The organism is Thioalkalivibrio sp. ALgr3 (genome assembly GCF_000377325.1).
Taxonomy (GTDB): domain Bacteria; phylum Pseudomonadota; class Gammaproteobacteria; order Ectothiorhodospirales; family Ectothiorhodospiraceae; genus Thioalkalivibrio.
This window is the reverse complement of record NZ_KB897976.1, coordinates 499008-511836: the sequence shown is the minus strand read 5'-3', so window position 1 is coordinate 511836 and position 12829 is coordinate 499008. Positions and strand designations below refer to the sequence as shown.

General features: G+C 65.1%; 13 protein-coding genes and 1 pseudogene. 2 read left to right on the top strand and 12 right to left on the bottom strand.

Going from position 1 to position 12829, the window contains the following annotated elements; translation table 11 throughout:
- Positions 1-6: 6 nt before the first annotated feature.
- From C998_RS0102570 to C998_RS14755, 4 genes and pseudogenes are all read right to left on the bottom strand, one after another.
- Complete coding sequence (locus C998_RS0102570) at positions 7-696, bottom strand: 2OG-Fe(II) oxygenase (RefSeq protein WP_018869286.1); 690 nt, start codon at positions 694-696, stop codon at positions 7-9.
- Positions 697-923: 227 nt separating this feature from the next.
- On the bottom strand, positions 924-2825 hold the full coding sequence (locus C998_RS0102565) for a diguanylate cyclase (RefSeq protein WP_018869285.1): 1902 nt from the start codon (positions 2823-2825) through the stop codon (positions 924-926).
- 91 nt (positions 2826-2916) lie between these two features.
- The gene (locus C998_RS0102560; protein WP_018869284.1) at positions 2917-3675 is read right to left on the bottom strand and encodes a molybdopterin-binding protein; all 759 of its coding nucleotides are present in this window, start codon (positions 3673-3675) and stop codon (positions 2917-2919) included.
- A gap of 223 nt (positions 3676-3898) precedes the next feature.
- Positions 3899-4018, bottom strand: a pseudogene (locus tag C998_RS14755) (HNH endonuclease); the annotation flags it as partial.
- Positions 4019-4070: 52 nt separating this feature from the next.
- Between C998_RS14755 and C998_RS14750 the strand changes: the two are divergent.
- Positions 4071-4289 carry a hypothetical protein gene (locus tag C998_RS14750; RefSeq protein ID WP_156001236.1) on the top strand — a complete coding sequence of 73 codons (219 nt, stop codon included), beginning with the start codon at positions 4071-4073 and terminating at the stop codon, positions 4287-4289.
- 34 nt (positions 4290-4323) lie between these two features.
- Here C998_RS14750 and C998_RS0102550 read toward each other — a convergent pair whose 3' ends face one another.
- On the bottom strand, positions 4324-5160 hold the full coding sequence (locus C998_RS0102550; protein ID WP_026279442.1) for a DMT family transporter: 837 nt from the start codon (positions 5158-5160) through the stop codon (positions 4324-4326).
- A gap of 283 nt (positions 5161-5443) precedes the next feature.
- A complete protein-coding gene (locus C998_RS0102545; protein WP_038036887.1) occupies positions 5444-6793 on the bottom strand; it encodes an ABC transporter substrate-binding protein in 1350 nt (449 codons plus the stop codon).
- A gap of 444 nt (positions 6794-7237) precedes the next feature.
- Here C998_RS0102545 and C998_RS0102540 point away from each other — a divergent pair, with 444 nt between their 5' ends.
- Positions 7238-7993 (top strand): GntR family transcriptional regulator, encoded by a 756-nt coding sequence (locus tag C998_RS0102540; RefSeq protein ID WP_018869280.1) that lies wholly within the window; start codon positions 7238-7240, stop codon positions 7991-7993.
- 37 nt (positions 7994-8030) lie between these two features.
- On the opposite strand, the gene C998_RS0102535 is transcribed toward C998_RS0102540, so the two are convergent.
- Genes C998_RS0102535 through C998_RS0102510 form a run of 6 tightly spaced genes read right to left on the bottom strand, consistent with a single transcriptional unit; the run spans position 8031 to position 12829 of the window.
- Positions 8031-9008, bottom strand: a complete 978-nt coding sequence (locus tag C998_RS0102535) for an electron transfer flavoprotein subunit alpha/FixB family protein (RefSeq protein ID WP_018869279.1) — start codon at positions 9006-9008, stop codon at positions 8031-8033.
- Between the two features lies 1 nt (position 9009).
- Positions 9010-9759: an electron transfer flavoprotein subunit beta/FixA family protein gene (locus C998_RS0102530; RefSeq protein WP_018869278.1), complete on the bottom strand. Its 750-nt coding sequence runs from the start codon at positions 9757-9759 to the stop codon at positions 9010-9012.
- A gap of 50 nt (positions 9760-9809) precedes the next feature.
- Positions 9810-11465 (bottom strand): electron transfer flavoprotein-ubiquinone oxidoreductase, encoded by a 1656-nt coding sequence (locus C998_RS0102525; protein ID WP_369771832.1) that lies wholly within the window; start codon positions 11463-11465, stop codon positions 9810-9812.
- A 10-nt stretch (positions 11466-11475) separates the two neighbouring features.
- Positions 11476-12252: a ferredoxin--NADP reductase gene (locus C998_RS0102520; RefSeq protein WP_018869276.1), complete on the bottom strand. Its 777-nt coding sequence runs from the start codon at positions 12250-12252 to the stop codon at positions 11476-11478.
- 5 nt (positions 12253-12257) lie between these two features.
- On the bottom strand, positions 12258-12605 hold the full coding sequence (locus tag C998_RS0102515; protein ID WP_018869275.1) for a gamma-butyrobetaine hydroxylase-like domain-containing protein: 348 nt from the start codon (positions 12603-12605) through the stop codon (positions 12258-12260).
- On the bottom strand, positions 12605-12829 hold the full coding sequence (locus C998_RS0102510; protein WP_026279441.1) for a hypothetical protein: 225 nt from the start codon (positions 12827-12829) through the stop codon (positions 12605-12607). Before C998_RS0102510 ends, C998_RS0102515 begins: the two co-directional genes overlap by 1 nt.

The following is a 12829-nucleotide window of genomic DNA, read 5'->3' as shown; positions in this document are numbered from 1 at the left end:
GGGGGCTTACGGCAGCCTGCGATCCAGGCTGTCCAGCGGGTTCGCGATGTCGCGCAGACCCATCCAGCAGGCGATGCTGGCACGCCAGCGGCGGGTGGGGAGCACGGCGTGGGGCATGCTCTGGCTGAGGAAGATCGCGAGGGTGCCGGCCTCGGGGCGCACGCGTTCCAGTTCGCGGGCTTCGTCGCCCTCGCCCTGCGGCGTGTAGAACGCCAGCTCACCACCGTCACGGGCGCGCCAGTGGCGGTTGAGATAGAGCACCAGCGACAGCCGCCGGCGGTTACCCTCGCGAAAGGCGTCCACGTGGCGAGCGTAACCCGTGCCGGGCGGATACAGCGCGAAGTGTGCCTCGGTCTCGAACAGCCCCGGGATCAGCCCGCGAGCGGCGACCCGACGCAGCTGATCCAGACGCTCCAGCAGTTCCCGCTGGGCCGGCGTCGCGCCTTCCAGCCAGTGGATGCGGTCACCGCGTTCGGCGGCATCGTGGCGGCGCTCGCGACCCCGCCCCACCCGTGCGGAGCGCAGGCGTGCGGCATTGCGCAGGGCGTACACCTCCTGGCGCAGGGCATCGGTCAGGCGGCCCTCGAGAAACCCGGGAAACACCGCCCGCCCGTCACGTGCAAGCGTGTCGAGCCAGCCGTCATCCGCCAGCGATGCTGCGGCGAGGGATTCCTCCCGGATGCCGTCCGGCGGCACGGGACGGGGCCCGGCGACCGCGCCGGATAATCGGTGCACCGCCGGGACCAGGGCGGCAGGGGGTATCGCGATGTCCGGGGTGCCGATAGGGGTGCCGATATCGGCGGGACGTGCTTTCATGAACGGGCGGATTCTCTTGCGGGCCCGCCAACCGGGGCGCGGCGGGCATCACTTCGAATATAACCCGTTCCCGCCCTCCCGCAAAGCATCCGCCCTCCGGCCGCGAATCACCCGCCCGCGCCGGCGCCCACGGTCGCATCACCCACGAGCATGACACGGTTGCGCCCGGCGTCCTTCGCCTCGTACAGGGCGGCGTCCGCGGCGTCGATCAGGGCATCGGGTTCGCTCACGGGCTCCGGCCAGGTGGCCACTCCGACGGAGGTGGTGACGGTGCCCAGGCTGCGCCCCTGGTGGAACAGGGCGAGTTCGGCGATGGCCTCGCGCAGTTCCTCGGCGCGGTCGCGGGCCCGGTCGCCGTCCGCCTCCGGCAGAATGACCAGGAACTCCTCCCCGCCCAGCCGGCAGGGCAGCTCGGCCCCGGTGAACAGCTTCTGCAGCAGATGGGCGACCGCCACCAGCACCACGTCACCGGCATCGTGGCCGTAGGTGTCGTTGAACTGCTTGAAGTGGTCGACGTCCAGCATCAGCACCGACAGCGGCCGTTCGGCCCGCCGGCAGCGTTCCACCTCGGGCTCGAGCGTCTCGTCGACGAAACGCCGGTTGTACAGGCCGGTCAGCGGATCACGGATGGTCAGGTTGCGCAGGGCCTCGCGCAGGCGGATGTTGGACAGCGCCAGCCCCAGACGCGCCGCGGTGGCGTCCACCAGGCGTTCGTTTTCACCCGCGCTTTCGCCCGGGGAAGCCCCGTGCGTCCCGCCCGCCACGTGCAGGACCCCCAGCGTCTTGCCTTCGGCATGCATGGGGGCGCAGATGGAGTCGATCTCCGAATTGCCGTCATGTCGGCAGGCGGGGTTGCGGGCCTCCGGATCACAGGCCCAGGTCCGGCCGAGCCGCAGGGCCCAGCAGTCGTCCGGCGCAAAGGTGTCGGGGTGTTCCTCGTGGTGCTCGCCCCAGCCGGTGATGCGCTCCAGCGAGTGTCCGTCTTCGCTGAACAGATAGACCGTGCCGGACAGCCCGGCGAACAGCTCGCCCAGGGAGCGCTGGATGATCGCACGGGTTTCATCGAGGGTGCGGCAGGATTGCAGCAGATCGGTCAGCTCGTTGAGGACGGTCATTTCCTTGCGCTGGCGCTCGAGGCTGGCGGCGCGCTCGGTCGCCGCGTCACTGGCGCGCGCCAGCTGGTCGGTGCGCTCGCGCACCTTCTCCTCCAGCTCGTCCCGCGCACGGGCCAGCTTATGCTGCGTGGCCTCCTGTTCTTTCTCGTAGGTCTCGAGGTTCTCCACCATGCGGTCGAAGGCACCGGCCAGCGTGGTCAGCTCGCTGGCCCCGTGGATATCCCCCACCCGCACGTTCAGCCGCCCGTCCGAGATCTGCCGCGCGGCACCGGCCAGCCGCCCAACCGGACGTCGCACGGCCACCTCGCCGAGCAGCCAGGCGATGCCCAGCGCAAACAGAAACACGGCGCCCAGAAGCAGCAGTGTGCGCTGGAACAGCGCATCCACTTCGGAAAACAGCACGTCGGTGGACAGGCCGACGGTCACGATCCGGCGCTCATCATCGCGGCCGAAGACGGTGTAGGCGTAGCCACGAGTCACGCCGTCCAGACCCGCGCTCTCCAGGGTTCCGGCATGGCCGCCCTGCACCCGCACTTCACGCAGCAGGTCCGCCTCGGCCGAATCGCCTCCGGCCGGCCCGGCGGTGTCGGGGGCACGCGCGAGCACCCGGCCTTCCGGGTCCCAGAGCGTGGCGACGGGCGTGCGCACGGCGGCGCGGTCCATCGCGGTCAGGTGTTCCACGGCCCCCAGCGGGTCCTCGTGTCCCGCCTCCACCCGCTCCCGGATCACTGCGGCCAGGGTAGCGAGGTTCTCGGCCGCCTGACGGGAATTGATCTCCCGCGCCTCCACGGCGGAGTGGATGATCACCAGGGCAACCGGAATCATGGAGAGCAGGGTGAGCAGAATGAGACGGCTGCGGATCCCCGACAGCCAGGCGTGATAAAGGTTCTTCATCGGCAGGCCCCCTGATTTCGGGGCCCAAGTTAGCGCATTTTGGCGCGACCGTCGCATCCTGCCGGCGGCGGACCGGTCCGCACGGGCGTTCTCAATGCTCGAGGAAGCCGCCGTCCACCAGATGGCGCCGCAGGGCAGCGCGAGCCTCGGTCACGCGCGGCGCGGGCCCCCGCAGCCCCAGCTCCACCTGCGGGGCCCCGTCGCGCATGCGCGGCAGGCAGGAGATGCGCAGGTCGGGGAAGGCCGCCTCCATGGCCTCCAGCACCGGGACCAGGCGACTCTCGGTCACGCCTTCCAGCGTCAGGCCCTCCTCCACCGCCCCTGCAGAGGCATCGCGTCCCGGGAAGCGCTGGTCCAGGACCCAGCGGATCATCGGCTCGGCCATGTCGGGGAAGCCCGGCACGCAGTGATGGCGGGCGCAGGAGAAGCCCGGGATCCCATTGACCGGGTTGGGGATCAGCTCGGCCCCTTCCGGCAGGTCGGCCATGCGCACGCGATGCGGACGTGCCTCGGCACCGAAGCGCCGCTCCAGCAGCTCGATGAATTCGGGATGGGGCTGCAGTGACAGCCCGAGGGCCTCGGCCAGGCAGGCCCGGGTGCGGTCATCCGGGGTCGCGCCGATGCCACCGAAGCTGAACACATCGGCCCCGGTGTCCGCGGTCTCGCGGAAGGTCCGCGTGAGGCGCGCGGGGTCATCCCCGACGATGCGCAGCCAGGCGAGTTCCAGGCCCTTCTCCGCCAGCGCGGCGGTGAGGTTGGCCTGGTGGCGGTCGCGCCGCTTCCCGCTGAGGATCTCGTCGCCGATGATGACCGCGCCGATCTCGATGTTGCGTCCGTCGTGGGGCTCCATCCCGCCCTGCTCTCCCCTGCTGTCATGCCGGTGGCGGCACCGGTCCGTTCAGTTCTCCGCGCCCAGCGCCAGGGCGCGTTCGCGGGCCGCCGCCCGCTGCTCGGGGCTATTGTCCGGATCCCCGAGCCACGGCGCCAGATGTCGCATCGGTCGCGGCACTTCAACCACGCGGGGATCCCACAGGAACTGCTTGAGGTAGCGCCGCAGTGCCGGGGCGGTGGGTTCATCGGGGGTGCCGACGTCCCCGCAGCGGGCTGGTCCGCGGGAAATGGGCCTGCAGGAATTCCATCTGGTCCGCCAGCACCCGGCGTCCCTTCAGGTAGATGTACTTGTCAGATCTCGGCTAATTGTCAGGTCTCGCCTAATTGCATACCGCGAGAGATGGCGCCCCCTATATGAGCGAACGGGTGGTTGACCCCATGGCGAGTACGATCGATTCCAACGCGCGCATGAAGCTCCGGATCCGGCAGGAACTGCAGGAGGCGACGATCTATCAGCCATCCAAACCAAACCTTTCTTATACACCAGAACGGGCTGAAATAATGACCATTGTCGGCGAGATCATTGATATCTCCCTAAGCGATTGCTTCATCCGACGACCAAATGCCACCTGACGCCTCGTTTTCCAACTTTGCCGAACATCGGCCTTCAGCTCCTCGGTTTTACAACCACCAGCGCAATCCCACCCAAAACAACGAGGCCGGCGAGTACCAGACGCAGAGTCAACGGTTCCGACAGGAGCCCGGCCCCGGCGATAGCGGTGATCACAGGCACGCTCAGTTGGGCGACCGCAGCGGTGGAGGTCCGAATGAGCTTCAGCGCGGCGTACCAGACCGCATATCCCAGGCCGGAGGCCAGGGCGCCCGACGCAGCGGCAAGCAGCACACCCGGAACGTCCACGATGGCCTCTGGAATGAAAGCCATCGCCAGGACCAGGGCAGGCAAGCTCGCCAAGAGGAAATTGGATGCCGTGACCCGCGTCGGATCGCCACTGCCGTTCGCCCGCAGCGTGTAGACACCCCAGGCGACGCCGGCCACGATCATTAATGCAGCAGGAATCGGTGGCGGTGCGGAAAGTCCGGGGGACAACAACCAGATGAGTCCTGCTAACGCCAGGGCAAAGCCGCTCCATTGGCGAGACGTCAAGCGTGCGCCGGTCGCCAGATACCAACTGATCATGGTCACCTGGACCGCTCCGAACAGCAGCAGCGCTCCTGTCGCCGCCGTCAGGGAGAGGTAGGCGAACGAGAAGCCGATGGCGTATACGAAGAGCGCAAGCGCTGACCCCCAACTGCCCCGTCCTTCTGGAAGAGTCGGCTGGGCCCGAACGATCAGCCACAGCATGATCGCTCCGGAGACAATCCGGATCGCGGTAAAGCTCACCGGATCAATGGAAGTCGAGGTGAACGCGGCACGGGTAAGGATGGAATTGGCGGCGAACGCAATGAGCGCCGCTGACATCAGTACTACAACGCGTACCGGCATCGGCGTCGGATTCCTTCTATGTAACGGGAGGATGCGGTGCATCCACGTCCCGGGGAAGGCGGCAATGGCCGAGCGACCCGAACGGTTGAGTGACGAAGAAGCCATGGTGCCGAAAATGACGCCGCGAGTTCAGCGGGGCACAGAGGCTGGATTGCTCCCTCGGCTTCACCGCTGCGAATGCTACCGACCGGCCCCGTGTCAGGACTAAAAAACCATGGCCGATCGGATCGGCCATGGCTTCCTCAGACAAGCGAGTCGGATAACCCGCTAAATGGACACTACCCTAGTAACGAAGGACGGCCAGCTCAACAGTGGAACCACCGTTCTCGCTGGCATATTCCTCGGCGTCACCCGCCCGCATAAAGGCGACGTAGTCGTCGTCGGTTTCCACAAACGAGGCGACATGGCCGAACAGCTTCAGGCCCGTGCCGTGGTCGTAGACATACGTCGCACGAACCTCGTCGGAACCGGATTCCTCGACCTCTTCGACCGCGGCGAGCATCTCGCCAATGGAGCCGTACTTGATGATGCCTTCTTCGGCAAACCAGACCTCGGCCGGCGGAAGTCCGGGCGCGCCCGGTTCGGACCGGGTGATCTTGCCCAGCTGCTCCTCGTAGTCCTTGCCCTGAGCCTCGTAAACCGCGCGGACAAAGCTATCGTCCACCCAGCGGTCAAAGTCCAGTTCGGGGACCGAACGCTCCCGCTGCAGCGTCGCATGGTGATACTTCAGCGCATCCACCCACTCGGGTTTCAGGGTCGGATCGACCGAGGTAATACCGCCCTCACTGAAGTAAAGGTACAGAACCTCTTTCTCGATCGTGGTCCACTCTTCCAGCTTGGTCGCCGCCCGCATGGGGTCTTCCATGATCCAGTCCTGCGCCTCCATCGTGGCTGAAATGTACGCCTCAACCACGCGCGGATGCTCTTCCGCGAAGTCGTCACGGACCACCGTGCCATGGAACGTCGGCTGGCCGACTTCGCTACCGTCGAAGACCTTACGGCCAAACCCGCGATACTCCATCACCTCGGACCACGGGGTGAAGTTCGAATGAGCATCGATATTACCGGTGCGGATATTTGCCACCCCGACCGGTGGCCCCTGGTCGCGGAGCTGGATGTCATCCAGGATACCGGCTTGGCTCAGCGCATCCAGGGTCATGCCCCAGGCGGCACTGCCGAACGGCGTCGAAAGCTGCTTACCGGCAAGCTCCGACAGGCTCTGCGCAGGGGAGTCGACAGGAACCACAATGCCATTACCCGTACCGCGGGCGTTGTACCCGGTCATGGCAACGAACAGGGATTCGGCACGACCGGTGTCCTGGAAGGTCGCTCCGTTTACGATCAACGGATAGTCGCCCATTACCCCGAATTCGAGCTGGCCTGCGATCATTCGATTAGTGATTGGCGGACCCGAGTCGAAATCGGCGTACTGCACGACAAAATCGACATCCTGGTATTCCCCATCGGTTGGCAGATGTTCCTCGAACAGTCGCAAGCGCTCGATCACGACCCCACCCGATACGGTATTGGTGACCTGGCTCTGGTGGCCGACCCGAATCTGAATCGTTTCGGCCACCGCGGCCCCGGAAAAGGCGGAAAGAGCGACCGCCGCAACAATTGGCTTCCAACGCATGGTTGTTCTCCCAAATTTAGGTGTCCGCTCATTGGCGGGTGCAACACTTGAATGGCCGGCTGATCCCGGCCGGGAGATCGCTTGTCCTGTACTGACAGGCCATAACTGATCTACAGGGGAACTAAGCAGGTTCCGTGCCCACACCATGCACTGCGAAAAGAATATTCTTTTTTATTGTATTTATTGGCTTTTTTGACACCATGCACAATCTCTGCGGATACGAGGCCCGTCGGTTCCCGCTCCACACTGGGGAATACCTGCGCCATCCGAGTGCCATGCCCCGTCCGGGCGGACCCAAAACCATGACAAGTAAGACAGCCTCCCTCCCGCCCCGCGCCGTGCGACTTCCCGCCATCCTCGTCACACTAGGCAGACGTGCTACCAACGGAAACCAACTTATGACACGATATAATGAGTACCCCACAAGAAACCCGAGCCACTCCCATGGAACCCCCAAGCCCGAATCGCCAGCCCCTTCAGGAATCGCCGCAACCCCTCTATGTACAGATCAAGGAAACCCTGCGTCAGCGGATCCTCGACGGGACATACGAGCCGCACCAGAAACTGCCCTCGGAGAGTGAACTCACGCGGCGATTCGGCGTCAGCCGCATCACCATCCGCCAGGCGCTGCGTGACCTGCACAACGAGGGGCTGATCTTCAGCTCGCAGGGCAAGGGCAGTTTTGTCAGCAAGCCAAAGGCGGTGCAGAACGTCCGCCGTCTGGAGGGTTTCGGCGAGGCCATGGCTGCGCAGGGCTACGAGGCGACGGCCCGAGTCGTATCAATCGAGGAAATGCAGCCGCCCAAGAGCGTCCGGGACGCCCTCGGCCTGTCCGGACCGCAGGCGGGCTCCGTGGTCGAAGTCAAACGCGTGCGCTATCTGAACCGGATCCCGGTCTCCCTGGAGATCAGCTATTTCCCGCTGGACGTCGGGCGACCGCTGTTCAGCCAGGATCTCTCCGGCGACATCTTCCCGTTGTTGGAGAACTTGTCGGGCACCCCCCTGGGGGCGGCCAACATTAGCATTGACGCAGGCCTGGCGAATGACGAGGTTCAAGAACTGCTGGGGATGTCGGAGGCAGGCCCAGTCTTGCAGGTGGAGCGCCTGACCCACGATCGGTCCGGACGCCCGATCGACTTCGAGTTCCTGTTCTTCGTGGGCGACGCGTTCAAATACCGCTTCGAAATCGAACGCTCGTGAACATCAGCCGGGGGAACCTCATGCCCCCGGCGCTTACTCAGGCTTCCGCGAGTTGCGAATCAGGCTCGCCGCGAAGCACACGGATCTTCTCCTGGAGCTGGGGCAGGATCTCGAACAGGTCCCCTACCAACCCGTAGTCCGCCACGCCGAAAATCGGCGCATCGGGGTCCTTGTTGATGGCGACGATGACCTTGGACCCAGTCATGCCGGCAAGGTGCTGAATGGCGCCAGAGATTCCCACCGCAATATACAGCTCGGGTGCGACCACCTTGCCGGTCTGCCCCACCTGACAGTCGTTGGGGGCATAACCGGCATCCACGGCCGCGCGCGAGGCGCCCACGGCGGCATTCAGATCGGCTGCGAGTTCCTCCAGCAAACGAAATTTCTCCACGCTGCCAAAGGCCCGCCCACCAGAAACCACCACCCCGGCGGATTCCAGTTGCGGCCGATCGGACTCGTCCAGTTGCAGGTCCACTTCGCGCGACTGGCCTCGTGACTCGCCGACTTCGACAGGTTCGATCCGGCCGTCGCCGCCATCCACTACCTCCCTGGCAAACGCGGTCGGTCGGATGGTCAACAGCTTGTGTGGCTCCAGCACCCGCAGAGTCTCGTCGGCGTTGCCTGCGTAGATCGGGTGCACGAAGGTTTCCGGGTCCCGAATCCCGGTGACATCCGACACCATCTGGATGTCCGCCAGTGCGGCGATCCGTGGCAGCAGGTTCTTCCCGAACGTAGTAGCCGGCGCCAGCACGTGGCTGTAATCGCCGACAAGCTCCGTGATCAACCCAGCCAGATCTTCTGCCAGGCCACCGCCGAGATGCGGCGCTTCCGCAGTCAGGACGCAGCGCACGGTCGCCATCGCGGCCAGCCCCTCGGCGGCCTTTCGGATCTGCGCGCCTGCCACCAGGATATCCACGGTATCGCCCAACTCCCGGGCAGCCGTCAGGGTGGCCAGAGTACTCGGCGCGACCGCATCGCCCGTGGCTTCTGCCAGGACCAGTATGGTATTGGTCATATCAGATCACTCCCGCTTCGTTGCGTAGCTTGTCCAGTAGCTCGTCCACATTCGCGACCTTTACACCCGCCTCGCGGGGAACGGGCTCGGAAACCTTGACCCGCTCCACCCGCGGACGCATATCCACGCCCAGGGCCTCGGGCGTGCGTTCCTCGATGGGGCGTTTCTTCGCCTTCATCATCGCGGGCAGCTTCACGAACCGGGGCTCGTTGAGTCGCAGGTCCGCTGTCACCACGGCAGGCAGGTCCAGTTCAACGGTCTGCTGCCCGCCATCGATCTCGCGTGCTATCCGCGCCCGGCCCTCTGCGATGCTCAACTCGGACGCGAAGGTACCCTGGGGCCAGCCGAGCAATGCAGCGGTCATCTGCCCGGTCTGGTTGGCGTCATCGTCGATCGCCTGCTTGCCAAGAAGCACCAGGTCGACGGCCTCCTCGCGCGCGACCGCGGCCAGCAACGCGGCCACATTCAGGGGTTGCGGGGATTCCGGCACATCGATCCGGATCGCGCGGTCCGCGCCCATTGCCAGGGCGCTGCGCAGAACCTCCTGGCTGGCCTCGTCACCCGCCGTCACCGCCAGCAATTCGCTGCAGATACCAGCCTCTTTCAGGCGTACGGCCTCCTCCAGCGCAATCTCGTCGAAGGGATTGGCGGACATCCGGACATTTTCCGTCTCGACACCGCTACCATCCGACTTCACGCGGATGTTCACGTTGTAATCGATCACGCGTTTCACGCCGACCAGTACTTTCATCGCATTCACTCCCGTTGACTTTGCGGCCCGGCAATCGGCCTCGATGCGGCCTACATGCCCGAATAGATCGGGCCCTCGCCGCCTTGCGGTACCTGCCACTGGATATTCTGGGTGGGGTCCTTGATGTCACAGGTCTTGCAGTGCACGCAGTTGGCTGCGTTGATCTGCAGGCGCGGCCCCTGGTCGCCATCGACAATCTCGTACACCCCGGCCGGGCAGTAGCGTGTCTCCGGCGCCCCGAATTCGGCCAGGTTCACCTGGATCGGGACATCGGGGTCACGCAACCGCAGATGGCAGGGCTGGTTCTCGTCATGGTTGGTGTTGGACAGGTGCACCGACGACAACAACGGGAACGTGAGCTCCCCGTCCGGCGCCGGATACTCGATGGGCGAGGCCTCCGACTGGCGCTGTAACTGGTCGTGATCCGCGTGCTGGGAGAACGTCCATGGCGCACGGCCACCGAACAGATACGTGTCCGCAGCGGCATATGCGAGCCCGCCCCACAGGCCCCAGCGGGCAAAGGCCGGGCGGATGTTGCGCGCACGCCAAAGCTCGGACCAGACCCAGGAATCCGCCAACTCCCGGTCCACGCCAGTAGCCGCCGCCGGCTCGGATGCGTTCGCCCAATGCTCGAACACCGCCTCCGCCGCCAGCATGCCGGACTTCATGGCGGTGTGGGTGCCCTTGATGCGCGCCACGTTCAGCAGGCCCGCGGCATCTCCCACCAGCATCCCGCCCGGGAATTCCAGCTTGGGGCAGGACTGCACCCCTCCTTCGACCAGGGCCCGCGCACCATAGGACAGGCGGCGACCGCCCTCGAGATGGCGGCGAATCTCCGGGTGGGTCTTGAACCGCTGCATCTCCTGGTAGGGCGAGAGATTCGGGTTGGTGTAATCGAGCCCGATCACGAACCCCACAGACACGCGGCGCTCGTCGAAGTGATACAGGAAGCCGCCGCCGTAGGTCCGGGCGTCCAGGGGCCAGCCGACGGTATGCACCACGGTGCCCGGCCGGTGGACGGCTTCATCCACTTCCCAGACCTCCTTGATGCCAATCCCGTAGGTCTGCGGATCGGCATCTTGATCCAGTTCATAGGCGGCAATCACCTGCTGGCTCAACGATCCACGGCAGCCCTCCGCCAGCAGGGTTCGGCCGGCCACGATCTCCACGCCGGGCTCGTGCTGCGGGCCGGGCGTACCGTCCGGCTGCAAGCCGGTGTCCGCGGTGGCAACGCCCCGCACGGAACCCTGTTCGTCATACAGGACCTCGGCCGCCGCGAAGCCCGGGTAGATATCCACTCCCAGTGCCTCCGCCTGCTCGCCCAGCCAGCGGCACAGGTTGCCCAGTGAGCCCACATAGTGGCCCTCGTTACGCAATGCAGCCGGGGTGGGCAACCGCAGGCTTCCATGCTCTCGCAGCAACAGGAAGTGATCATCCACGGCGGGCGTTTTCAACGGGGCTCCGAGATCGCGCCAGTCGGGGATCAATTCGTCCAGCGAGCGAGGATCAACCACCGCGCCGGAAAGGATATGCGCCCCGACCTCGGGCCCTTTTTCCAATACGCAGACCGAGAGATCGTCCCGGCCCTGGTCCTGCGCCAACTGGCGCAGCCGAATCGCGGCCGCGAGGCCCGCAGGACCCGCACCCACGATGACCACGTCCATCTCGATCTGCTCGCGTTCCATAATTGTCTCCCGCTCAGTCAGCGCCGAAGGACTACTGTTCGACGAAGGCCCGCTCGATCACGTATTCACCTGGCACACCCGTTTTGGGCGAGGCGGTAAACCCCATCCGATCCAGGAGGTTCGACAGATCCTCGAGCATCGCCGGGCTGCCGCAGATCATGGCGCGGTCCTGTTCCGGGTCGAGCTGCGGCAGACCGAGGTCTTCAGCCATCTTGCCGTTCTCGATGAGGTCCGTGATGCGTCCCTGGTGAACGAAGTCCTCGCGCGTGACGGTGGGGTAGTAGAGCAATTGGTCCTGCGCGAACTCGCCGAGGTATTCGTGGTTCGGGAGCTCCTCGGTCAGGTATTCCTGGTAGGCCAGTTCGCTTTTGTACCGCACACCGTGGACCAGGATCACTTTCTCGAAACGCTCGTAGGTTTCCGGGTCGCGGATGATGCTCATGTAGGGCGCAAGGCCGGTACCCGTACCGAACAAATACAGGTTCTTGCCCGGCAGCAGATCGTGTATCACCAGCGTGCCGGTGGCCTTGCGGCTTACCAGGAGCTGGTCACCCTCATTGATGTGCTGCAGGCGCGAGGTCAACGGACCATCCGGCACCTTGATGCTCAGGAACTCGAGGTATTCCTCGTGGTTCGGGCTCACGATGCTGTAGGCCCGCAGCAAGGGCTTGCCCTCCACCTCGAGGCCGATCATCACGAAATGACCGTTCTCGAACCGCAGGCCCGGGTCGCGAGTAGTCGTGAAACTGAACAACGTGTCGTTCCAGTGGTGCACGCTCAGCACCTCTTGCGGGTCACAGGCTGCCATGGGGTCTACCTCCCAGATTCCAGTCGGGTTGTCTTTCCATCATTGGTTGAATGGGCCGGGGTCCTGACGCTGATCTCCCACAGATAACGCCACGGATAGATGCCCTGTTCGTGGCCATCGGAGAACACTAAACGCACTCCACTGACCCCGAACGGAACGATGTCGACCACATCCACTTGAGTGGCATCCGTTACCGGTTCGTCCCGCCGGCGGGCCACGGTGCACTGGGCACAGCGACAAGCCAGGCGCAGTGCCTCGAACCCCTTGCAGGTGACCTCACCGGTCTGCCAATGAAACTGAACCTCACCGGTCTGCCCCTGCAGGCGGATCTCCTTCGGCGGTTGCATGCTCATTAAGCATGCCCTCCGGTGGCCATCGGGCCGCCCTCCACGGGGCAGGTTCGAGCCAGTTCGGCGAGCACGGTTTCCTCGATCACCAGGGTAGTTACCGGCGGCCACAACAGGGGGTTATCCGGGTCGTCCACCGGACGCGCGCCCATCAGCGTCGCCACGCCGGTCAGCCACGCCCCCAGGAAAGCACCGCGCATTAGCCCACTTGTAATGATAAGTCGAGACAT